Source organism: Devosia sp. 1635 (genome assembly GCF_013185955.1).
GTDB lineage: Bacteria > Pseudomonadota > Alphaproteobacteria > Rhizobiales > Devosiaceae > Devosia.
This window is the reverse complement of the sequence record NZ_JABAOM010000007.1, coordinates 104623-127347: the sequence shown is the minus strand read 5'-3', so window position 1 is coordinate 127347 and position 22725 is coordinate 104623. Positions and strand designations below refer to the sequence as shown.

Annotated in this window: 21 protein-coding genes and 1 tRNA gene; 9 read left to right on the top strand and 13 right to left on the bottom strand. The window is 63.3% G+C overall.

From position 1 onward, the window contains the following. Positions 1-56: 56 nt before the first annotated feature. Positions 57-149, bottom strand: a tRNA-Ser gene (locus HRU92_RS19810). Between the two features lie 202 nt (positions 150-351). Here HRU92_RS19810 and HRU92_RS19805 point away from each other — a divergent pair. Further along, positions 352-885, top strand: a complete 534-nt coding sequence (locus HRU92_RS19805; protein ID WP_172125315.1) for a DUF2147 domain-containing protein — start codon at positions 352-354, stop codon at positions 883-885. A gap of 6 nt (positions 886-891) precedes the next feature. Here HRU92_RS19805 and HRU92_RS19800 read toward each other — a convergent pair whose 3' ends face one another. Both HRU92_RS19800 and HRU92_RS19795 read right to left on the bottom strand, forming a co-directional pair. Beyond that, positions 892-1596, bottom strand: a complete 705-nt coding sequence (locus tag HRU92_RS19800) for a glutathione S-transferase N-terminal domain-containing protein (RefSeq protein WP_172125317.1) — start codon at positions 1594-1596, stop codon at positions 892-894. Positions 1597-1684: 88 nt separating this feature from the next. Then, positions 1685-2125 carry a glyoxalase superfamily protein gene (locus tag HRU92_RS19795; protein ID WP_172125319.1) on the bottom strand — a complete coding sequence of 147 codons (441 nt, stop codon included), beginning with the start codon at positions 2123-2125 and terminating at the stop codon, positions 1685-1687. Between the two features lie 289 nt (positions 2126-2414). On the opposite strand from HRU92_RS19795, the gene HRU92_RS19790 reads away from it, so the two are divergent. Further along, positions 2415-3179 (top strand): sulfite exporter TauE/SafE family protein, encoded by a 765-nt coding sequence (locus HRU92_RS19790; RefSeq protein ID WP_172125321.1) that lies wholly within the window; start codon positions 2415-2417, stop codon positions 3177-3179. Here HRU92_RS19790 and HRU92_RS19785 read toward each other — a convergent pair. The 4 genes from HRU92_RS19785 to HRU92_RS19770 form a co-directional block, all read right to left on the bottom strand. Beyond that, the gene (locus HRU92_RS19785) at positions 3170-5269 is read right to left on the bottom strand and encodes a molybdopterin oxidoreductase family protein (protein WP_173089052.1); all 2100 of its coding nucleotides are present in this window, start codon (positions 5267-5269) and stop codon (positions 3170-3172) included. The two genes, HRU92_RS19790 and HRU92_RS19785, sit on opposite strands and share 10 nt — an antisense overlap. A 76-nt stretch (positions 5270-5345) precedes the next feature. After that, entirely contained in the window at positions 5346-5972 is a 627-nt protein-coding gene (locus HRU92_RS19780) for a hypothetical protein (RefSeq protein ID WP_172125325.1), read from the bottom strand. 188 nt (positions 5973-6160) lie between these two features. Beyond that, entirely contained in the window at positions 6161-6475 is a 315-nt protein-coding gene (sugE, locus tag HRU92_RS19775; RefSeq protein WP_172125327.1) for a quaternary ammonium compound efflux SMR transporter SugE, read from the bottom strand. Positions 6476-6552: 77 nt separating this feature from the next. Beyond that, positions 6553-8160, bottom strand: coding sequence for an MDR family MFS transporter (locus HRU92_RS19770; RefSeq protein WP_173089050.1), 1608 nt, complete (start codon positions 8158-8160; stop codon positions 6553-6555). A 133-nt stretch (positions 8161-8293) separates the two neighbouring features. Here HRU92_RS19770 and HRU92_RS19765 point away from each other — a divergent pair, with 133 nt between their 5' ends. After that, entirely contained in the window at positions 8294-8890 is a 597-nt protein-coding gene (locus tag HRU92_RS19765) for a MarR family transcriptional regulator (RefSeq protein ID WP_210259548.1), read from the top strand. A gap of 34 nt (positions 8891-8924) precedes the next feature. On the opposite strand, the gene HRU92_RS19760 is transcribed toward HRU92_RS19765, so the two are convergent. The 3 genes from HRU92_RS19760 to HRU92_RS19750 form a co-directional block, all read right to left on the bottom strand. After that, positions 8925-10880, bottom strand: a complete 1956-nt coding sequence (locus HRU92_RS19760; protein ID WP_173089046.1) for a DEAD/DEAH box helicase — start codon at positions 10878-10880, stop codon at positions 8925-8927. A 253-nt stretch (positions 10881-11133) separates the two neighbouring features. After that, the gene (gene ndk, locus HRU92_RS19755; RefSeq protein ID WP_127754317.1) at positions 11134-11556 is read right to left on the bottom strand and encodes a nucleoside-diphosphate kinase; all 423 of its coding nucleotides are present in this window, start codon (positions 11554-11556) and stop codon (positions 11134-11136) included. A 119-nt stretch (positions 11557-11675) separates the two neighbouring features. Beyond that, on the bottom strand, positions 11676-12050 hold the full coding sequence (locus tag HRU92_RS19750; RefSeq protein WP_127754318.1) for a hypothetical protein: 375 nt from the start codon (positions 12048-12050) through the stop codon (positions 11676-11678). A gap of 221 nt (positions 12051-12271) precedes the next feature. On the opposite strand from HRU92_RS19750, the gene HRU92_RS19745 reads away from it, so the two are divergent. The 3 genes from HRU92_RS19745 (at position 12272) to HRU92_RS19735 (ending at position 15466) form a co-directional block, all read left to right on the top strand. After that, positions 12272-14134: an ABC-F family ATP-binding cassette domain-containing protein gene (locus HRU92_RS19745; RefSeq protein ID WP_173089044.1), complete on the top strand. Its 1863-nt coding sequence runs from the start codon at positions 12272-12274 to the stop codon at positions 14132-14134. Then, positions 14131-14562, top strand: coding sequence for a cupin domain-containing protein (locus HRU92_RS19740; protein WP_173089042.1), 432 nt, complete (start codon positions 14131-14133; stop codon positions 14560-14562). The genes HRU92_RS19745 and HRU92_RS19740 overlap by 4 nt, the downstream gene beginning before the upstream one ends. Before the next feature lie 82 nt (positions 14563-14644). Next, a complete protein-coding gene (locus HRU92_RS19735; protein ID WP_173089040.1) occupies positions 14645-15466 on the top strand; it encodes a DUF4344 domain-containing metallopeptidase in 822 nt (273 codons plus the stop codon). Here the strand turns inward: HRU92_RS19735 and HRU92_RS19730 are convergent, their stop codons facing one another. The 3 genes from HRU92_RS19730 to HRU92_RS19720 are packed head-to-tail and all read right to left on the bottom strand — an operon-like array spanning position 15467 to position 18022. Further along, positions 15467-16027 (bottom strand): YitT family protein, encoded by a 561-nt coding sequence (locus tag HRU92_RS19730; protein ID WP_172125495.1) that lies wholly within the window; start codon positions 16025-16027, stop codon positions 15467-15469. Between the two features lie 53 nt (positions 16028-16080). Next, positions 16081-16527 (bottom strand): DNA polymerase III subunit chi, encoded by a 447-nt coding sequence (locus HRU92_RS19725; protein WP_172125339.1) that lies wholly within the window; start codon positions 16525-16527, stop codon positions 16081-16083. Positions 16528-16546: 19 nt separating this feature from the next. Continuing rightward, positions 16547-18022: a leucyl aminopeptidase gene (locus HRU92_RS19720; RefSeq protein WP_172125341.1), complete on the bottom strand. Its 1476-nt coding sequence runs from the start codon at positions 18020-18022 to the stop codon at positions 16547-16549. Between the two features lie 208 nt (positions 18023-18230). Here HRU92_RS19720 and HRU92_RS19715 point away from each other — a divergent pair, with 208 nt between their 5' ends. From HRU92_RS19715 to lptD, 3 genes are read left to right on the top strand one after another with little or no spacing between them, the layout of a single operon-like run. Beyond that, positions 18231-19292, top strand: a complete 1062-nt coding sequence (locus HRU92_RS19715; protein ID WP_172125343.1) for an LptF/LptG family permease — start codon at positions 18231-18233, stop codon at positions 19290-19292. Next, the gene (locus HRU92_RS19710; protein WP_172125345.1) at positions 19289-20359 is read left to right on the top strand and encodes an LptF/LptG family permease; all 1071 of its coding nucleotides are present in this window, start codon (positions 19289-19291) and stop codon (positions 20357-20359) included. Before HRU92_RS19715 ends, HRU92_RS19710 begins: the two co-directional genes overlap by 4 nt. Further along, positions 20356-22650, top strand: a complete 2295-nt coding sequence (lptD, locus tag HRU92_RS19705) for an LPS assembly protein LptD (protein ID WP_173089037.1) — start codon at positions 20356-20358, stop codon at positions 22648-22650. The genes HRU92_RS19710 and lptD overlap by 4 nt, the downstream gene beginning before the upstream one ends. Positions 22651-22725 lie beyond the last annotated feature (75 nt).

Below are 22725 nucleotides of genomic sequence, written 5' to 3'. Positions count from 1 at the left end.
CAGCAAGCCACAGCCCCCCGTAAACGGCTGAGGCAAATGGTTGTTATGAAAGTTAGTGGCGGAGAGGAAGGGATTCGAACCCTCGAGACAGTTCATCACCATCTGCGCCCTTAGCAGGGGCGTGCCTTCGACCACTCGGCCACCTCTCCGGCAGGGCTCGTCTAGCTTGAGGGAGCGGTGCTGGCAAGGGGTTTCTGGCGAACTGGCGTGTTCTTCCCACAACATCGGCGCCACCGCGTGCTCTGCCGCTTGAGATCGCCGCTGGTTTGGCTTGGTGAAGCCGCAAATACGGGTTATTTCTTCGCCCTGCCATACAACCAATTTGTTGTTGGCGGCAGCAGTGGAGGGGGCATGATGCGCGGCAGCGTCTTACCGAGGTTAGCAACCGTCCTTGTTGGCGCGGCCCTTCTTGGGGCGACAGCCAGCGCGGCCCAGGCTCAAGCCATGCTGGAAGGCACCTGGCGCACGGTGCTGGAATCGGAGATCACCATCACCCCATGCCCCGAGGGTTATTGCGGCGTATTGAGCAAGATCGTGGTGCCTGAGGGCAAGCTCAGCGCCGAAGAGACGCGGGCGGCCGCGGCGATTGGGCCGGAGGACTTCGTGGATGCGCGCAACAAGGAGCCAGAACTGCGCAACCGCCCGATGCTGGGGCTGCAGATCCTCACCTTGCGACCCAGCGACAAGCCTGCCGTTTTTGACGGCAGCATCTATAACCCCGAGGACGGCAACACCTATTCGGGCTATGTGCAGGTCACCGGGCCGGACGCGCTGCGCCTCAATGGCTGCGTGCTGTTCAACGTTATCTGCCGCGGCGAGGAGTGGGTCCGCGTTCCCTCCGAGGAGTTGGCCGGGGGGGCACCGCCTCCCGAGGCGGTGCCGTAAGCGAGCCTAGCGCGCCCGCTGGTTGAACAGCATGGCCTGGGCGGCCTTGTCATTGCTGAGATCGGCACTGGGCAGGTCCTTGCCCACTTCGAGGCCCCGCTTGACCGCGGGCCGGGCATTGCAGCGCTCGATCCAGGCTTTGACATTGGGGAACTCGTTGATGTCCATGCCCTGCCGCTCCCAGAGCTGCGCCCAGCCGATGCAGGCGATATCAGCGATGGAATACTCGCCGGCTATATAGTCCTGACCTTCGAGCTGCTTGTTGAGCACGCCATAAAGGCGGTGCGTCTCATCAACATAGCGCTTGGTGGCATAGGGGATGCGCTCGGGCGCATAAAGGGCGAAGTGGTGGTTCTGCCCCAGCATCGGGCCAAAGCCGCCGACCTGCCAGAACAGCCATTCATCCACCTTGACCTGGGCGCGCATGTCCTGGGGATAGAACTGCCCGAATTTGAGGCCGAGATATTTGAGGATCGCCCCCGATTCAAAGATCGAGATCGGCTCACCCCCGGGCCCTTCGGGATCGATGATGGCCGGGATTTTGTTGTTGGGCGAGATCGCCAGGAACTCGGGCTTGAACTGATCGCCCTTGCCGATATCGATGCGATGATAGGTATAGGGGACGCCCAGTTCTTCCAGCATGATGGCGGCCTTCTGGCCGTTGGGGGTCGGCAGCGAATAAAGCTCGATCGGCTTGGTCTGGGTGGTCATGGCGCGTTCCGCTATATTTGGGATGCAGTAGTTTATCGGCATTTGCCGATGAATCGCAAGGCGAGGCGGCTGCGCGAGCCGCCTCCTTTCAGAGTGGCTGGATGCGCAGCTGGGGCTCGCCATTGCCGAGCCGCGCCGGCGACACCCCCCGGATATCGATCGTCGCATTGACCCGCTGCCGGAACGCCGAGAACAGTTCGGAGCTCACCACATCCACCGGCTGGTCGAACTTCACCGTGATGTCGTAGTGGCTCATGTCGGCACGGATCCTGACGCCCAGCACCAGCCCGGTGAAGCTTTGCCCCAGATAGGTGCCGCGCACGCGCTGGCCCACTTGGAGTGGGCTTGCGACCGGTTCGGGCAGCATGGCGCTGGCCGTGTTCCAATCGCGAAAGCCATGGGTCCGGGCGACCGCTTCCAGGGCCGCGCCGTGGGTTAAGCTCTCGCCCGCGGCCTGCCGGCTGGTGCGCAACTCTCGTGCTTCGGCCTTGAGCGTCTGGATCGAAGGGGTATCAAGGGAATAAGTCATGGTGCTTCTCACATCCGTGAGGCTTAGTTCCATGGGGCTCGCCTTGCCATGAAGCGCCTCGCTGGGGAGAGACAACATGGGGGATATCAAAGGCTGTCTTCACCATCGGGCGGACCCGGCGAGCGGCAGGCGACAGCAACCATTGCCTGCATGCGCGCTTCCCCATGGAAAGTCAAGCGGAGCTAGGTTTTCGCGCCTTGGTGGCAACAATAGGTTTGGCCTTCGCGCGCCCAATTGGTTAGCTGAGGCAGTTCCTCTGCTTCACTTTGCGCCCAGAAAGCCCCTCGACATGACTGAAATGCTGCTGCTGATCGCCGGTTTGCTCGGCGGTGCAGTGAACTCGCTTGCGGGAGGAGGCTCGTTTATCGTGTTTCCGGCGCTGTTGTTTGCCGGCGTGCCGCCGGTGATCGCCAATGCTTCCAACACCTATGCCGCCCTGCCCGGTTACCTGAGCGGCGCCTTTGGCTATCGCCACGCCATGGCGCGCTATCGCAACAAGCTGGTGTTCTATACCGTCGTGGCACTGGTGTTCGGCTATGTCGGGGCCGAGCTGCTGCTGGTGGTGTCCGACGAGCAGTTTGCGCTGGTCGTGCCCTGGCTGATGCTGTTTGCGGTGCTGTTGTTTGCCTTTGGCAACCAGCTCAATGCGCTGGTGTCGGCGCGGGGCGGCAGCGGGCGCGGGATGCGGCTGGTCGGCAGCGTGCTGCTGACGGCCTTTCTTGGCGCCGTGTGCGTTTATGGCGGCTTTTTCAATGCCGGCCTCGGCATCCTGCTGCTGGCGTTCCTCGCCGTGGCGGGGCTCGACGACATCCATGCCATGAATGGGCTCAAGCTCTGGATCTCGGCCGTGGTGGCGCTGGTCGCCGTGGTGCGTTTTGCCTTCAACGGCTCAATCGACTGGTATCATGGCTCCATTGCGCTGGTGGGCGTCACCATTGGCGGCTACCTGGCGGCCCGCAATGCCCATCGGGTGCCCCGGGCGGCCTTGCGCCTCGCGATCATCCTTTATGGGGTGACGATGACCGCTTACTTCTTCTGGGGCGCCTATGCCTGATCGGCGCGACGTACCCAAACGGCGGCATCGTGAAAGGCGGCGCCGCCAAAGGGAGGCGCCGGCCGTGCATCGGTCAGGGTATTGATGCCCCTGCCCTCGCGGTGCGCCTTGTTGGGATGCAGCCCTTCGGCGATCACCACGCCACTGGGCAGGCCCAGGCGCAGGCGGGCGGTCAGATGCACTTCGCCCCGGCGATTGCCGACCAGAACCGCATCACCCTCGCCAATGCCGAGCGGAGCGGCGTCAGCGGGATGGATAAACAGCGATGGCGGGCCTTCACGGCGCTGGCTGCCGGGCGTTTCGTTGAAGGTCGAATTAAGAAAGGTGCGCGCCGGGCTCGTGGCCAGTCGGAACGGATGCGCGCTGTCGGTGCGCTCGGTGATGTCCCAATGGTCGGCAAAGCGGGGCATTGCGGCGGGATCGCAGGTCCAGAGATACCCCTTCTTGTCGGCTACGGCCTGCCAGTCCGGTGCAAAGCGGAAGCGCTTGTCGGGCCAGGCAAAGCCTTGGGCATAGCGCGCCTCGGCATCGGGGCGTTCGCGATCCACAAAGCCGAGGTGCTCGATGGCATCGAGTTCGCCATAGCCTGAGCGGCGGAATGTTTCGGCCACGACCTCGCGGTCGGTGCTGGTGAACGAGGGGTCGTCGAGCCCGAGGCGCAGCGCCAGGGCATTGATCACCTCGTGGTTGGACCAGCATTCGCCCGGCCGCTCGACCAGCGCGGGTCCATAGAGCACGCGGGTATGCCCGCCGCGGGTGTAATAATCATTGTGCTCGAGAAACATGGTCGCAGGCAGAACGATATCGGCCAGTTCAGCCGTTTCGGTCATGAACTGCTCGTGCACGACGAGGAACAGGTCTTCGCGCGCGAGACCCGCCCGGGCTAGGGTCTGATTGGGCGCGACCGAGGCCGGATTGGTGTTCTGCACGATCATGGCCTTGACCGGCCCGCCGCCCTTGAGCGCGGTTGCGTCACCCGTGAGGATCGGCCCGATCTCGCTCATGTCGAGCCAGCGCGGATCGCCCTTTTGCAAATGGCTGCCGACCAGGCGCGATTTATCAAGCTGCCATGTGCCCGAATTGGAATGGAACGCCCCACCGCCGCGATGCTGCCAGGCGCCGGTCATGGCCGGGATGCAAAGGGCGGCATGCATGGCGGTGGCGCCATTGCGCTGGCGGGTAAAACCGTAACCCAGGCGGAAATAGGACCGCTTGGTCGTCCCCACGAGATGGGCGAAGCGCTCGATCTCGTCGACCGACAGCCCAGTGATCTCGGCGGCCCATTGCGGGGTCTTGGTGGAGAGATGCGCTTCGAATTCGGCGCTGAAATCGGTATACTGAGCCATATAGGCCCGGTCGGCGAGCCCATCGCGCAGCAGCACATGCATGACGCCGAGGGCCAGCGCGCCATCGGTGCCGGGGCGCAGCATCAGGCCCAGATCGGCCTTGTCCATGGTCGCCGTCTGGTAGATGTCGACCACGACAATGGTGGCACCCCGCTCCTTGCGGGCGCGCATGGCATGGGTCATCACATTGACCTGGGTATGCACCGCATTGGTGCCCCAGATCACGACGCAATCGCTTTCTGCCATCTGTTCGGGATTGACGCCACCCAGCATGCCAGTGCCGGCGATATAGCCGGGCCAGGCCGTGCCGGTGCAGATCGTGTCATACTGGCGCGAATAGCCCTTGGCGGCGCGCAGGCGGTCGATGCCGTCGCGCTGCACATGGCCCATCGTGCCGGCATAATAATAGGGCCAGATGCTTTCGGCGCCCCATTCGGCCTCGATGGCGCTGAAGCGGGCGGCAGTTTCGTCGAGGGCCTCGTCCCAGCTGATCGGCGCCCATTGCCCCCCGCCCTTGGGCCCGACCCGCCGCAGCGGCTGGGTCAGGCGATCTGGGTGGTGGACCCGCTCGCTATAGCGGCTGACCTTTTCGCAGATGACGCCGGCGGTATAGGGGTCGTCCTGGGCGCCGCGCACGCGCCCGATCCGGCCAGGGCCCAGCAATTCCACGTCGAGCGCGCAGGCCGATGGGCAATCATGGGGGCAGACGGTGCGGGCAATGCGCGGCAGAAAGGGCTGGTTCATGGCTGGCTCGGCGTTCACGGCAAACTAGCCGAGCCGATGGGGCCTGACCAGCGCTGACATCGCCTACTTCGGCCGCTTAAAGGGTGGCGAAGGCCTTGGTTGCGGTTTCGCTATTGCGGCGGGCGCGATTGCTGGCATGGCGGGCCAATTGCGCGGCACCCGAGTGGAACTGCGAAAAGGTGATGCTCTGCCGATCGGCGGTGGCGATGGTGATGCCGCGCCAATTGGGCTGCACCGAGCGCACATCGGACCAGGCGATGGTGGTTTCCCGGCCGAAAGCCGAGCGATGCTCGAGGCGCGAATTGTTCCAGCGCAGCTTGGTGAAGAGCCCGCCAATGCCGATGCCAAAGGCCCCTGCCCCCAGCAATACCGAGGCCGAAAAGGCTGCGATCATCTGGGTGGGGTTAACGGCCTTGGTGCTGCCGATCACGATCACGGCCGACATCAGAACGACCGAAAGGGCAGCCGCGCCATAGCAGGCAAAATATTCCACCATGGCCGGGCGCAACTCGGACCAGCCATCGACCTCGATCGCTTCCTCGTCCTGCAACAGGCGCAGGGCCAGGAACGCAGCATAGCCGAAAGCCACGACGCCGGCGGCGCGGGCCAGCGGCAGGGCGGCAGTAGCTGGAATGTGCTTGAGCACCAGAAGGAAAATAATAACGACAAGCGGCACAGCCACTTCCTGCCAGCGCAAGGGCACGATTGCTCTCCAAAAGCTGCGTCGCCAAACAGCGGCGGCGAACGAGTCTGAAACTAGCAAGTCACGCGCGCAAGACCATTAACAAAGTCGCGATTCTAAAAGGTTCCATCGCGACAAAGATATTTTTACCACAATGGAAATAGCCCGTTACGCGCGCCAAGCAGGCGAGAACAGCCCAGAATTGCGCGTCACGTCAATAGCTTAAGACCGGCGATGCCCGCGATGATGAGCCCGATGCAGCCCAGCCGCGCGGCAGTGGCGGGGTCACCGAACAGCACCATGCCAAGGATCACCGTGCCAACCGTGCCGATTCCGGTCCAGATAGCATAACCTGTACCCACTGGCAGATCACGCAGCGCGAGGCCCAAGAGCAGAACACTCGCGACCATGGCCGCGACGGTGAGGGTGGTAGGGACAAGGCGGGTGAAGCCTTCCGAGTACTTAAGGCCAACGGCCCAGCCAACTTCCAAAAGACCAGCGATAAACAGATAAAACCAGGCCAAGGATTACTCCTGCGCTTGGCGGGTCGTCCCGGCCAGAAAATGGGAAAGGCGCGAGGGTCGTCCCTCACGCCGTCTATTTAGTTCACACGCGCGCCGGTGGGAAGCCCCTGGTCGGTCGGTGTAGATGGCGCACCCACCGCTGCACTGCTTGCGTCGCCCTCGGCCTTGAGTTCTGCCTCCCCTTCTCGCCGCAGCGTACTGGCAAGCGGAAGCTCCTCAAGCAGGAAATTGAGCGCAAAAGCGAGCAAGGAAGCACCTGCGGCCGTAAAGAACACCGGATGGAGTGCACTGGCGAATCCCTCAAGCACCTGCTGGCGCACCTCAGGCGGCAGTGCTGCCACAGCCTGGGCATTGAAGGCTGAAGTGCCGCCGCCTTCGGGCAAGGCGTCACCCAACTCACGCGCAAGATTGCTCGCAAAGATGGCCCCGAAGACAGAAACCCCGATGGAGCCCCCGATCTGGCGGAACAGGGTGGCGCCGGCCGTCGCCACGCCCACTAGGTGCTGGGGCGAGGCGTTCTGGATTGCGGTGACGGCAACGCTGTTCACGGGACCGATGCCCACGCCAACGATGAGCATGAAAACGGCGATCTGCCAGTCGGGCGTGTCGAGGCTCATGCCGGCCAGCAGCAGCAGGCCCAAGGTCAGGAGGGCGGTCGAGATCATGGGCAGGATCTTGTAGCGACCGGTTCGGCTCATGAAAAAACCGGCGAGCGTCGAGGCGCTGATCAGGCCAATCATCATCGGTACCAACTGCATGGCGGAGGCAGTGGGGCTGGTGCCGCGGGCCGTCTGGAGGAACAGCGGCAGGAAAGTGATGGAGCCGAACATCGCCATGCCGACAAGGAACGACACGCTGTTGGAGACCAGAAAGGTGTTGTTGCGGAACAGGCTGAGCGGCAGCACCGGTTCGGCGGCTCGCTTTTCATTGATAACGAAAGCGGCGAGCAGCACCAGCGCTGCGACAACAAGGCCAATGATCTGGGCCGAGAACCAAGGGAAGGTCGTGCCGCCCAGGCTGGTGGCCAACACAAAAGAGGATAGCCCGGCACTCAGGAGAATAAAGCCAGCAAAATCAATCTTGTGGGACACACGGTCCGGGCGCGGCTTGAGAGCGGCGGCAATGACGCCAAGGGCGAGGAGGCCCAGCGGCAGGTTGATGAGGAAGATCCAGCGCCAGCTCAGATGCTCGACGATGAAGCCGCCCAGGAGCGGGCCGAGCACGGTGGACACCCCGAAAACCGCGCCGAAAATGCCCTGAATCTTGCCGCGCTGCCGGGGCGGGATGACGTCGGCGACCACCGCCATGGCGACGACCATGAGGCCGCCGCCGCCCAATCCCTGGATGGCGCGGGCGATGATGAGGAAGGTCATGGAGGAGGCCATGGCCGAGAGCGCGGCGCCGCCAAGGAAGATAAGTATCGCAATCTGCAGGACTATTTTACGGCCGAAGAGATCGCCGAGCTTGCCATAGATGGGGGCAACGACGGTGGAGGAGAGGAGATAGGCGATTACCACCCAAGTGAGGTGATCAAGCCCGCCAAGCTCGCCCACAATGGTGGGAAGAGCTGTGGAAACAATGGTTTGGCCCAAAGAAGCCAGCAGGAGCGTAACGGCCACTGCGCCGATAATCACGCGAACCGACTGTGGTTCCGGCTCGCCGGGGGCTGAAGAAGTGGGAAACATGAACGCATCCTGAACGGATTCTGAACGGGCAGAGCACCGCCCTTGCGAGGGGGCGCCGGCCACGTTATATCTGCTTCTGGCATATGCATGTCAACAGCACGCAATTGCGACACATGCAGTTATGAGGCGTAAGTTGGCCCCCGAGACTCCCAATGATCAGGTCGATCTTTTGTTGCAGAAAGCAGGGCTCTCGCACGAAACTGTCACTGCGGCGCTGAGCATCGATGCGGTGCTGCAGAACTGGCGGCGGCGGGTGGCCAAGCGCGAACTGGGACACCGGGCGCTGGCCGATCTCAAGATTGGGCTCGATCTCGCTCAACTCGATGTGCTGGTCGCCATCGATGCGCCGGTCAGCGAGTTCGGAGCGGTGACGGCGGGCGAAACCATGGTGGCAACCGTGGCCGAACGGCTGGGGATCGACCCCTCACGCGCTAGCAGGATCGTGGGGGACATGGTGGACAAGGGCTATGCAAGGCGGGCGGTAAGCCAGGCCGATGCGCGGCGCTCGATCATCGAGCTGACCGATGCGGGCCGTGCCGTGCTCGACGCGGTGCGGGCCTATAAATTCCTGATCTTGGGGGATTTCCTCAGCGGCTGGTCGAGCGAGGAGCTCGAAACTTTCCTCCCCCTGCTGCAGCGCTTTGGGCGCTGGTCCGAACACACCGAGTTGGGGGCCGAGAAGTTTCGCAGCGAAATCGAAGCGCTGGCGGCAGGATTGCCCCGGACGTAAGCCGCCCGGGCGCAATCAGTTCAGTTACAAAGGATCAAACCTGCGGCTTGCGCTTGGGCTTGTGGTCCTTGGTCTTGGGCGCCTTGGGCTTGTCGGCCCGGGCAGCGGGGGCATCGCCCTTGGCGGCCCATTTCGGCTTGCCCTTGTCCTTGGCCGGAGGGGCCTTGGGACGCGGGGCGCGGGGCTTGTCGGCCGCAGGAGCAGCCGGAGCACCCGCCGGGTCCCAGGCGCCGGTCGGGGCAGCAGCGAAATCGTCGGGCTGCAACTCGGAGGAGCCATAACGAGCCTGGCGATCAGCGCGGCCGGGGCGTGGCGCATCGGGGTCAAAGCGCTCGATTGGACCGGCGGGACGGCGCTGCGACGGCGGGGGACCCGCGCGGCGTTCGCCCGGACCATCGACCGGGGCAATGGTGACGCCGCGTTCGCCCGAGCCATTCTTTTCGATGCTGCGGGCAAAGGCGTCCGCCTTTTGCGCAGCGACCTCAAAGATGGATTCGGTATCAAAAATGCGGATCGAGCCAATGGCAGTCTTGGTGACATTGCCGGCCTTGCACAGCATGGGCAGCAGCCAGCGCGGCTCGGCCTTGTGCTTGCGCCCGACTGTGACCTTGAACCAGGTGCCGCCTTCGAATTTTTCGCGGGTACGGGGGTCCTTGTCGCCGGGCTTGTCGAACACGGGAATGTCGCTGACATCCTCGGGTGCCGGACGTGCGGCCAGCTGCTGGCGCAGATAGGCGGCGGCAATGGCTTCGGGCGCATGGCGCTCGAGGAGTTGGGCCACAAAGGCGGTTTCTTCCTCGGCGACGGGCTTGCTCAGCATCTCGTTGGAAAGAATGCTTTCGCGGTAGCGCGCCTCAATCTCCTCGGCCGATGGCGGGGCCATCATGGACACGTCGAGCTTGGCGGTCTTGAGAATGCGTTGGGCGACATTGCGCCGATGCGTCGGGGAAATGATGACGCAGGTGCCCTTGCGACCTGCCCGGCCGGTGCGGCCCGAACGGTGTAGCAGGGTGTCTGAATTGGTGGGCAGATCGGCGTGGATCACGAGATCCAGATTAGGCAGGTCGATGCCGCGGGCCGCGACGTCGGTCGCGACGCAGATATGGGCGCGGCCATCGCGCATGGCCTGCAGCGCATTGGTCCGCTCGGCCTGCGAGAGTTCGCCCGAAAGGGTCACGACATCAAAGCCGCGATTATGCAGGCGCGCGGACAGGTGCTTGACGCCTTCGCGGGTGGAGGCAAAGACGATGGTGTTGACCGCCTCAAAGTAGAGGAGTGTGTTGATGATGGCGTTTTCGCGCTCCGCGGCGGGCACCAGCATCAGCTTGTAGTCGATATCGGCATGCTGCTCGGTGGCCGAGGTGGCCGAAATGCGCAGCGCGTCGCGCTGGAAGGTCTTGGCCAGCTGCGCGATGGGCTTGGGCACTGTGGCCGAGAACAGCAGGGTCCGGCGCTCTTCGGGCGCGGCATCAAGAATGAATTCGAGATCTTCGCGGAAGCCCAGATCCAGCATCTCGTCGGCTTCATCGAGCACGACGGCGCGCAGCGCCGACATGTCGAGAGCGCCACGGGTGATGTGGTCGCGCAGACGCCCCGGCGTGCCGACAACGATATGGGCGCCCCGCTCCAGCGCCCGGCGCTCGGTGCGCGCATCCATGCCGCCAACGCAAGACGCGGTCTTTGCGCCAGTTTCGGCGTAAAGCCATTCGAGTTCGCGCTGCACCTGCAGGGCCAATTCGCGGGTCGGGGCAATCAACAGCGCCAGCGGCGCGCCGACAGAGGTAAAATGGTCTTCATCGCCCAGGAGGGTTGGCGCAATGGCCATACCAAAGGCGACGGTCTTGCCCGAACCGGTCTGGGCGGAAACCAGCAGGTCGCGCCCCGCGGTTTCCTCTTCGACCATCGCCGACTGGACGGGGGTCAGCGTGTCATAGCCCTTGGCCACAAGGGCGCGGGCGAGCGGGGCAAGGATAGTTTCAGGCAAGGACATTTCTGGCTTTCTGGACGCCGCCAATCATTGGCGTCATGGCCCGCGCGGCAGTGAGCCGTTGGTCGCGGATAGGGTAAAGGAGGCTCCTGCATTGGCAGGAACAAACGCCGTGGTGGTTGGAGGCACAGCACACAGCAAAGCAAAAGGCCGCCCCGAGGGCGGCCCGAAGGCTGTCTAAGCGCATTAAGCACAAAACCGGCGCCTTGTCACCCCGGCCAGCAGCCGGGAGGACATTGCGCACAAGGCTTTTGGCTTAGCCGACGATCTCGTCTTCGGTGAAGAAGAACTTGATTTCTTCAGCAGCGGTTTCGGGAGCGTCCGAACCGTGTACCGAGTTTTCGCCGATCGAAAGGGCAAATTCCTTGCGGATGGTGCCGGGAGCGGCATTTTCCGGATTGGTCGCGCCCATCACTTCACGGTTCTTGAGGATGGCGCCTTCGCCTTCCAGAACCTGGACCACAACGGGCGACGCGATCATCTGCTCGACCAGTTCGCCAAAGAAGGGGCGTTCCTTGTGCACGGCGTAAAAGCCTTCGGCCTGTTCGCGCGTCATGTGGATCTTCTTGAGGGCGATCGGACGCAGGCCCGCTTCCTCGAACTTGGCAATGATCTTGCCGATCAGGTTGCGGCGGACGGCATCTGGCTTGATGATGGAAAAGGTGCGTTCGAGCGCCATGGCGGGCTGATCCCTTGATTGTTGTTGTTGGAAGGTGGCGCGCTTTTAGCTGCACTCTGTGTCCGACACAAGACGGCCGCGCTCAAAGGAACGCGGCCGCTGGGGATTGGCAAAAAGGATCAATCGTCGACGGTGGTGGTTCCGGTGGCAAGGGTTGCCCCATCAGGGCCGATCAGGGTGATGTTGACCGTGTTGACGGTGCCATCGACGGGCACGGTCTGGTCCACTTCCTGCTCGGTCTGCATGGCGGTGCAATTATCCCCTGTCCGAGTGACCGGGAAAGTGATGTCGAGCACGCCATCGATGGCATCGTTGAGTTCGGCCATGCCCACCTGGTCGCAGGAGCTGCCCATATACTCGAATTCGATCTCCATCTGCGTCTGGTCAATGCGGTCAGCATCCAGATCATCGATGGACGCAGCGTCCTGGGCGAAAGCCGCTCCAGTGGTCGCCAGAACGAGGCCGGCGGCAAGGTTCAGGGCAAAGTGCTTCATGCTGAGTTCCTTTCGAGTGAAGAGCTTGTCAGGACACCAACGCATGGGCCGCGCAGGTGGATGCGCGACAATGGGGCACGGCCATGCAGGGCTGGCGGTTGCCATAACGGACACTTAACTCTATCCAACATTCCAAAGACAGTTTTGCCGCGGCGTTTGACCCGCCCGCCTTGTTCCGCAGCGCTTTGTGCTGCCTTCTCGATTCAGAAATTGCTTGCGCCATGCTCACCATCAACAATCTCACCTACCGCATCCAGGGCCGCGAGCTGTTCGAGGACGCATCGGTGGTGCTGCCGACCGGCTCCAAGACCGGCTTTGTGGGCAAGAACGGCACGGGCAAGACCACGCTGTTTCACCTGATCCAGGGCCATATCCACCTCGATGCCGGCTCGATCGAGCTCAACAAGAAGGCGCGGATCGGCGCCGTTGCGCAGGAAGCGCCGGCGGGTGATGAAAGCGTGCTCGAAGTCGTGCTGGCCGCCGATACCGAGCGCACCGCGCTGATGGCGGAAGCGGAAACCGCTGATGATCCCGACCGGATCGGCGAGATCTATATTCGCCTGGCCGATATCGACGCCCACACCGCCGAAGCACGCGCTTCTTCCATTCTCAAGGGCTTGGGCTTCGAGCAGGACCGGCAGAACGCGCCGACCCGCGAGCTGTCGGGCGGCTGGCGCATGCGCGTGGCGCTGGCGGGCGTGCTGTTCAGCCAGCCCGATCTGCTGCTGCTCGACGAGCCCACCAACTATCTCGATCTCGAGGGCACGCTGTGGCTCGAGAAATATCTCGCCACCTATCCCTACACCGTCTTCATGATCAGCCACGATCGCGACCTGCTCAACAAGTCGGTGAGCTCGATCATCCATCTCGAGCACAAGAAGCTGACCTTCTACAAAGGCAATTACGACACCTTTGAGAATACGCGCCGCATGCAGATGGAGCTCAACAACAAGAGCCGCGACAAGACGCTCGACCAGATCGCGCATATGCAAAAGTTCGTGGATCGCTTCAAGGCCAAGGCCACCAAGGCCAAGCAGGCCCAGGCGCGCGTCAAGATGATCGAAAAGCTGCGGCCGCCCGCCGCGATGTTCGACGAATATGCGGCGCCCTTCACTTTCCAGCAGCCCAAGATCGAGCCCCCTACCCCCATGATCACGCTGGATGGCGTTTCGGCGGGCTATGGCAACAAGACGATTTTGCGCAACATCAATATGCGCATCGATCCCGAGGACCGGATCGCGCTGGTCGGCGTCAACGGCAATGGTAAATCCACCTTCGCCAAGCTGCTGGCCGGCGACATTCCGGTGATGGGCGGCTCGTTCAACAAGGGCAAGAAGCTCGAGATCGCCCACTTCGCCCAGCACCAGATGGACAAGCTCAAGCCCGAATGGACCCCATTCGAGCATGTGATCGAGCTGATGCCCACCGACAGTGAGGCCAAGCGCCGCTCGCGGCTGAGCCAGATGGGCCTGACCAAATCGCGCATGGATACGCCAGCCAAGAACCTCTCGGGTGGCGAGCGCGCGCGTTTGCTCATGGGCCTCATCACCTTTGGAGGGCCGGGGATGATGATCCTTGACGAGCCCACCAACCACCTCGATATCGACAGCCGCGATGCGCTGGTGCATGCGCTCAACGAATATGAAGGGGCCGTGCTGATCATTTCGCACGACCGCCATCTGGTGGAAGCCACCTGCGACACGCTCTGGATCGCCGAAGGCGGCACGATCAAGCAGCTCGACGAGGATCTCGACAGCTATCAGCGCTCCATCACCGGGGCCAAGGAAAGCCGGGGCGGCACCAAGGAAGACCGCAAGGCGGCCAAGGCGCAGGCCGCGGCCCGGCGCGCCGAGATCGCGCCGATCAAGGCCTCGATCAAGGACGTGGAAGCCAAGATCAGCCGGCTCAAGAGCGAGATCGGCAAGATCGACGCCCAACTCGAGGACCCCAAGGTTTATAACGGCCCCGCCGACAAGGTGGTGACCCTGGGCAAGGACAAGGCACGCTTGAATGCCCAGCTCGAGGAGGCCGAGGAAAGCTGGCTGACCCTGAGCGCCGACCTCGAAAGCATGGAGGGCGCATGATCGGCCGCACTGCCGCCGAGGTGATTGCCCTTTTGGGGCTCGAGCGGCACCCCGAGGGTGGCTGGTATGTGCAAAGCTTTGCCGATGCGGCAGCGCCGGATGGTCGGGTCCATTCCACGGCGATCTATTTCCTGCTCGAAGGCGGGGAGCGTTCGCACTGGCACCGGGTGGATGCGGCCGAAGTCTGGCACTGGTATGCCGGCGCGCCCCTGACGCTCGAGATTGCCGACGACACCGGGGCCTGGGCGCTGACGCTGGGGGGCGACCTCTTCGCCGGTGAGCGGCCGCAGGCCGTGGTGCCGCCCGGGGCCTGGCAGGCGGCGAGCAGCAGCGGGGACTGGACGCTGGTGGGCTGCACGGTGGCGCCGGGCTTTGAGTTCGCCCGGTTCGAGCTCGCGGCGCCCGGCTGGAGCCCTACGGAGCGTTAAGCCTGCCGCCCGGCCGGCGTTGACTCCACTCCGCTCGCCCCCGACAATCCCCAAGAGGGATCAACGACCGGAAAGAACCGCTATGCGCTTTTGGGGCCCGGGCCTTGCCGTTGTCATGTCCCTGTTGCTGATGCTGGGCGGCGCGGCGCAGGCGCAGCCGTTGAGCGAGGCCGAGCGGCGGGCGCGGGTGATCCAATTTGCCGCCAACAACAGCCTGTTCGTGCTGTACCATGAAATGGCGCATCTGCTGGTGCATCAGCTGGGGCTGCCGGTGCTTGGGCGCGAGGAAGACGCGGCCGACAACATGGCGACCTGGACGCTGCTCAACCAGGGCACGCCCCATGCCGAAGCCGTGCTGGCCGATGCGGCGCGCGGCTGGCTGTTGTCGGGGCTGGTCTATGGTGCCGAGCTTGATGACACCGATTACTACGACAATCACAGCCTGGATCGGCAGCGCGCGTTCGGGATCGTGTGTCTGATGGTGGGCAGCGACGCGCGCGCCTTTGCTCCCATCGCCAATGCCTATGCTATCGACGAGGGGCGGCAAGGCACCTGTCCGGATGACTACCGGCTGGTGCACCGCAGTTTGGCGAAGCTCCTGGCGGGGCGGGACCGCAAGAAAAGCAAGACCCGGGTCGAGGTGTCCTACCAGAGCGTGAGCGGACGGCTCAAAGGGGCGGCGGACGCCTTCAAGGCCAGCGGCGTGTTCGAGCAGGTGGCGGATGAATTGCGCGGGCATTACAGCCTGCACAAACCGGTGCAGCTCAACGCCAAGCGTTGTGGGGAAGCCAACGCCTTTTATGATCCGCAAACGCGCGAGATCATCTTTTGCTACGAGATGATGCAGGACTATATGCAGCTTTATACCAGCCAAAAGCCCGGCAAGGCCGTCCCTGCGCTCTAGTCAGCTAAAGCCGACATATCGGCCGGCGCGATGATTGGTGGCAATGATGAGATTGAGCACCAGCGCGCCCAGCAGGGAATACAGCACCCGGTCGAGCGGCAGGATGAAGAAGGCGGCGAGCAGGATCACCGCGTCGATCCCCAGCTGCACATAGCCGGCGCGAATGCCGAAATTTTCCTGCAGATACAGCGCGAGTATATTGATGCCGCCCACGCTCGCCTTGTGCCGGAACAGCGACAAAATCCCCAGCCCCATCATGCCGCCACCCATGAGCGCGGCGTAGAGCGGCTCGATGCGCCTGATATCGAGCCAGGTGGGGATGGCGGAAGAGAAGAACGACACCAGCAAAACGCAGCAAAAGGTCTTAAGCGCAAAGGGCCAGCCCATGCGCAGCACCGCCAGCACGTAGAATGGCAGGTTGATGACGAAGAACAGCAGGCCAAAGCTCAAGCCAGTGCCGTATTGCAAAAGGAGGGCAAGACCCGCCGTGCTGCCGGTGATGAGGGTGGCTTCGGCGTAGAATACGATGCCCAGCCCCACCAGCATGGTGCCGATGAGCATGGCGAAGATGTCTTCGGCAAGGCTGTGGCGGCTGGGAGCGGCGAGGTCGGGGGTCAAGCGCGTTTGCTCCAGCGTCCGTCCTGGTTTTGCTGCCAGTAGGTCACGGTATTGCCCGGCGTCAGCGCCCGCCAGGCGAGGCGCGCTTCGGCCACGGCATCGGGATCGTGCCCGGAAAACAGATAAACCAGCCGCTGATAGCCCTCGGCCGATTGGGGCACGGCGCGCTCAACGAAAAAGCGCACCTCAGCCCCGTTCGGGTTTTCAGTGCCGGTGGTCAACAGCACGGGCTGGAGCGGATCGGTGTCCTCCCCAGCCAAGCCGTGGGGCAGGAAACTGTCGTCGCGATAGGCCCAGAGATGGGCTTCGAGCGCTTCGGCGCGCTCGGAGCTGCCGATTTCCACCACCGCTCGCCAGCCGCGCTCGAGGGTTTTTTCCAGCAATTGGGGCAGCACCGCTTCCAGCGGGCGCTGCTCCAGATGGTAAAACAGAACTTCGGCCATGCCAGCTCCGATGCGCGGCTCAGTTCTCGTAGAAGTCCCGGACCAGCCGGTCCAGCAGCGCCACGCCAAAGCCCGGCGCCCAGGACGCGTTGATCTCGCTATTGCCGGCGCCAAAGGCCATGCCGGCAATATCGAGATGGGCCCAAGGCACATCATTGACGAAATGCTGCAGGAAATGGGCCGCCGTGATCGAGCCGGCCGGGCGGCCGCCGGTGTTCTTGATATCGGCAAAGCGCGATTCGATGAGCTTTTCATAGGCCGGCGACAGCGGCAGGCGCCAAAGCTTTTCATTGGCGGCAAGCCCGGCATTGAGCAGCTGGATCGAGAGCTCGTCATTGTTGGAGAACAGACCCGCATGATCATGGCCGAGCGCCACGATGATCGCCCCGGTCAGGGTCGCCAGATTGATCATGAAGCGCGGCTTGAAGCGCTGCTGGGTGTACCAGAGCGCATCGGCCAGCACGAGCCGGCCTTCGGCATCGGTATTGATCACTTCGATCGTGGTGCCCGACATCGCCTTGACGATATCGCCCGGGCGCACCGCAGTGGCCGAGGGCATGTTTTCAACGAGGCCAATCACGCCCACGGCGTTGACCGGCGCCTTGCGCTTGGCCAGCGCCAGCATCAATCCGGTAACGGCCGCAGCGCCGCCCATATCGCCCTTCATGTCTTCCATGCTGGCAGCGGGCTTGATGGAAATGCCGCCGCTGTCGAAGACGACGCCCTTGCCCACAAAGGCGAGTGGGGCGGCATCTACATCGCCGCCACGCCACTGCATGATGGCAAGGCGAGCCGGACGGGCCGAGCCTTGGGCCACGCAGAGCAGCGATTCCATGCCCAGCCGCTTCATGTCCTCGGGCAGGAGGATCTCGACATTGATGCCGTATTCGCTCAGTTCGGAAACACGGTCGGCAAACTCCACCGGGCCCAGCACATTGGCCGGCTCGTTGACCAGTTCACGCGCCAGCAGCGTGCCGTCCACCACCGCGCCGCGATCGGCAATCGCGGCATCGACGGCCGCGGGATCGGCCACATGGAGGGTGACGGCAAGATCGGCCGGTGCATCCTCGCGTACCGCCTTGTATTTATCGAACTTGTATTGACGCAGCCGTAGCCCGGCCGCGAGTTCGGCGATGGCGGCGGGGGTAGCGCCGGCCTCATCGACGACGACTGCAACCGTGGGCACGCGGCTGGCCAGAATCTTGGCCATCAGCGAGCCGCCTCGGTCGGTCCAGGCATTGAGCGGGATTTCGCTCGTCCCATTGCCCGCGCCCAGCACAAGGAGGCGCCCCGCAGCCGTCACCACATCGAGTCCCTGCCCCTGCTTGCCCGTAAAGGTGGCAGCCTTGCTCACCTGGCTCCAGTCCAGCCCCGTCTGCGCCCACAAACCAGCGGCAGCGCCGGCGGGGGCTTGCCCTTCATGGGCGTAAACGATGACGAGAGGCGCAGCAGCGCCAGCCAGCGCTGCGGTGTGGAGATCAAACTGTTGGGGCATGGAATGGCCTTGTTGGCGAAATAGGCTCGCAGTGTGCGCAAAGGTTGAGGGGGACTTTCACGGGGTTTTCGGCCCGCGTCAATCCCGCAACAGCGGCGCGGCAAAGGGCCCCTGCGGCCGGGCCCGCGCTTGAACCGGGCAGGGAAAGGTCTCAAGGTCGTTCCGACAGTCCAAGAGTAGTGCGAGTTTCTGCCAGCCCATGAAGCGATTGACGAGATATGTGGCGGGCCTGTTCGTGCGCGATGCCGTAATCCTGTTTGGTGTGGTGTGCGTGCTGCTTTGGCTGGTCAACTGCCTGCGATCCTTTGACGTGGTGGCGGTCAAGGGACAGGATCTGCTGACGCTGGCGCTGCAGGCGCTGCTCACCATGCCGCCGCTAGCCTTGACCTTTGCTTATGTGTGCATCGGCATCGGCGTTGCCCGGGCCCTGCAGGCACTGCAGAACAATCGCGAACTCCATATCATCCACACCAGCCATGGACTGGGATCGCTGTGGCGGGCGGCCGCCATCGTGGCAGCGGGCGGGATGATCTTCGTGCTGCTGCTGAGCAATTTTGTCGAGCCAATGGCCAATCGGCGGGTCAACCTGCTGCAAACCAGTATCGCGGCGGACCTCGTCAGCTCCACCCTCAAGCCCAAGCGCTTCACCCAGGTAACGCCTGGCGTTGTGCTGTTGATCGGTGGCCGCTCCGGCAATGGAGAAATCACCGATTTCTTTGCCGATGACCGGCGCGATCCGCGCACCGAGCGCACCTATATCGCCAGTTCGGCCCGGGTGGCACGGGACGGCGACAATTACATGCTCGAGCTGCGCGATGGCTCACTGCAATATACCGAAAGTACGGGGCAGTTCTCGCAGATCTCGTTTGCCCGCTATGACCTCAGCGTCGAGCGGCTAACCCAAACCCCCGAGGACAATTTCCGCTTCCGCGAGCAGGACAGCCTTTCCGCAGTCAATGAAGCACTGCAGAGCGGGCAATGGACGCCCGAGCTGCGCGCCGACCTGCTGGAGCGGCAAGCACCCGCGCTCAGCGTTCTGGGCATTTGTCTGCTGATGGTCGCGGTGCTGGGCTTTCCCAATGGCAGGCGCAGCAGGTTCACCGTGCCCATGGAAGCCTTGGTGATGCTGCTGGCTTTTGCCGAGCGGGGCGTGAGCTCCTATAGCCCATGGGGTCCGGCCACCGGAGGGATCGTGCTCATTGTCGCCGCCCTCCTGATCATCCTGATGCGCGCGCGGCCCCGGGCGCCGGGCAAGGTGGTGCCCGCATGAGCCGGATCGACCTCCTCGTGCTCACCCGGCTGGGCGGGCGCATCGCCACCATCGTTTTTGTGTTTTACGGGCTGATCGCCCTGGTGGAATCGCTCGACACCTGGCGCTTCAACTATGTGGCCGAAAACCAGGGGGTGCCGCTGGCCATCCTGATGGTGGCGATGAGCGCGGTGCGCTGGACCATCAAGACCCTGCCCGTGACCGTGCTGCTGGGCGCAATCCTGGGCTTCCTCGATCTCAAGGCGCGCCATGAGCTGACCGTGATTGCCGCCAGCGGTATCTCCATCTGGCGCATCGTGCGCGCCCCCACCGTGGCGCTGATCTTGGTGAGCTTTGTCATTGCCCTGGGCGCCGAAACGATGAGCACCCAGATCAACCGTCAGCTTTATCCAACCTCCCCGGGCAAATCCTCCATGCTCACCGATGGGGACGATATCTGGCTCGAGCAGCGCAGCGGGGAGTTCCGCTATGTGCTGCTCGCCCGTGCCATGCAGCCGGGCGGCTCGGTGCTGGGGGATGTGACGGTCTATGCCCTCGGAGGCGAAATGCCCCCGCGCATCGAGGCACCCGAAGCGCAGCTGCGCGACGGACATTGGCTGATGCCGGAAGCGACCGTGCGCACGGCCGATGCCCCGGCACGGTTGGTACGCGACTTCGCCCTGCCTACCACATCGAGCCCGGCCGAAATCAGCCTCAAGCTGGCCTCCACCGAAGACATGACCTTTTTCGAGCTGTCGCGCCTTGTGAGCGCGGGGATTGCCGATGAGGGCATCCGGGCGGCAGCGACAATGCGGCTGATCAAGCTGCTCTCCTTGCCGCTTGTGCTTACCGGATCGCTGTTCATTGCATTTGCATTTACTGCGGGTTATCGAAGGTCGGCTAACTATGGCCCCGCGGTTCTTTCGGGGATCGTTCTTGGGTTCGTTGTGTTCGTGATTACCGAGATGGCTGACCGCGCAGGGTCGACCGGCGTTCTCGACCCCACGTTTGCGGCAGTTGGACCGGCATTGGTGGCGATCGTTATTGGTGTAACGGTGCTGCTGTATAAGGAAGACGGGCGCGCGTGAGTAACAGGGGCTGGAACACAGGTTTGGTGTCGCCGCTCCGCAAGGCGGGTGCGGGTGCCCTGCTGGCGCTGGCCTTGTCTACGGGCGCCATGGCGCAAGGGCTGGTGCCGGCGCAATTCTTCAATGCTCCCGTCGATTCCGAAGCCGCTGCAGCGGTGGAAGCCGATAATCTGCAATTTGATGCCCGCACCGGGATCATCACCGCTTCAGGCGATGTGGTGCTGAATTATAGCGGTTACACCGTAACCGGGCACAATCTCGTCTTCAACCGCAACAGCAATGATGTGCAGTTCACGGGGCCCGTGAGCGTGCGCGACCCCTCGGGCAATGTGGCACAGACTACCGATCTGCGCGTGACGGGTGGCATGAAGCAGGCCTTCATCAACGCCCTGACGATCACCACCTATGACGGCGCCCGGATCACGGCGGACAGCGTCGAATATGACGCGGCGCTGCGAACCCTTTTGAATGATGCCACCTATTCGCCTTGCGGCGATTGTATCGACGCCAAGGGACGGCGAATCGGCTGGTCGATGCGCGCGGCGCGCATCATCTCCAATGAGGAAGATGGCTCTCTGACGCTCGAGCAGCCCTCGCTGGCGTTGCTGGGATTTCCTGTGGCGTGGCTGCCTTACCTTTGGCTGCCCGATACCAGCGACAGCGCGCTGGCCAATGTCCGCATGCCATCGATCGACTCCAGCGAGGAAATCGGGCTCAAGGTTGAAGTGCCCTTTGTGGCCTATTCCAATCAATGGACCGACATCATCCTGTCGCCCGCGCTGGTGAGCCGGCAGGGCCTGTTGCTGGGCGCCGAATGGATCCAGCGCTTCGACCAGGGCTCGTTCCGGATCAAGGCTTCGGGGATCTACCAGCTTCAACCGGACGCCTTCAGCTTCCCCGAAGCGCGCGAGGACTGGCGCGGAGCGGTGCAAAGCTCGGGCTCATTCCGGCCAGTCGAGGACTGGACGGTGGGTTGGTCCTACTCGGCCTTCACCGATGCGGCATTCTTCGAGGATTATCGCCTCGAAGAGCGCGAAGCCTCGGTCAACGAGGTCTATGCGACCAATGTAACGCGTGACACCTTTATCGATCTGCGCCTGCAGCAGTTCAACCTCCTGGGCGATGTGCCCGAGGCCGACCAGGACCGACAGGGCGATGCGGTGCCCAATGCCCGGTTCAACCATGTCGAGCGCCTCGCGCCCGGCTATGGCCAGGTGGAGGTGAGCGCGCGCCTTTTAGGCGTACAGCGTGAGGGCGATCACCGCGCCTTTTCCAATAGTGTGCCCTATGTGTTCGGCTTTGCCGGCGACAAGACCCACGCCATGCTGCAGGGCGGCTGGCAGACGCAGTGGATCGGCGCCGGCGGCTTTGTCGCCACACCCTATCTGGGCGGGCGCCTCGATGCGGCCTATTACAATGGCGAAAGCACCTTGCCAGTGGCGCCCGATGAAACCACGCTCTGGAGCGGAACGCCAATCGCCGCCATGGATGTGCGCTTCCCGATGGCCGCGAGCGATGGATCCACGGTGCATCTGGTGGAGCCGATCGGGCAACTGGTTTATCGCGGCTCGGACACTTCGCTTGTCGGCATCACCAATGACGACGCCCAAAGCTTTGTCTTCGATGACACCAATCTGTTTTCGTATAATCGCTTTTCAGGCAGCGATCGGCAGGAAACCGGGCTGCGCGCCAATATCGGCGGCCGTTATCTGGCTGACTTCGCCGATGGCAGCTATCTCGAACTGATTGCCGGCCAGTCCTTCCATTTGGCAGGTGAGAATGCCTTTGTCACCGCGGATCCTGCATTCAGCAGCGCCCGGACGGGGCTTGAGGACGGGGCATCCTATGCGGTGCTGGGCGCTTATGGCGCCCTCAATCCCCATACCCGATTTGGCGGCAAGCTGCAGGTTGATACCCAAACCATGGACATCGCCCGCGCGGGGCTGGGGGCGAGTTTTTCGGCCGAAGGGTATTCGGCGGGGCTCGATTACTTCTATATTGCCGCCGACCCCCAAGGTGGCGTGCTGCGCGACCAACATGAGATTGGCGCGCAAGTGGGCGTGCCCATCGCCGACTACTGGACCGTCAAGGCTGCCACCTATTGGGATCTCGCGGCCAATGAGTGGCTGCAGGTCAGCGGCGGCGTCGTATACGACGACGGCTATCTGGAACTGGGCGCCGGGGCGACCCGAACTGGACCAACGCACACCACCCCCGACGATACGCGGTTCACGGCATCGTTCCGCCTCAAGGCGCCCGCAGGGTTCAATGTCGGCGTCGGCGGCGAGTAGGTTACCGATTTTGGCCGTATTCGTGAGCAATTGACTCCACGATGTTCCCGCCCCATTGGAGGTGGGCAAGCGAAC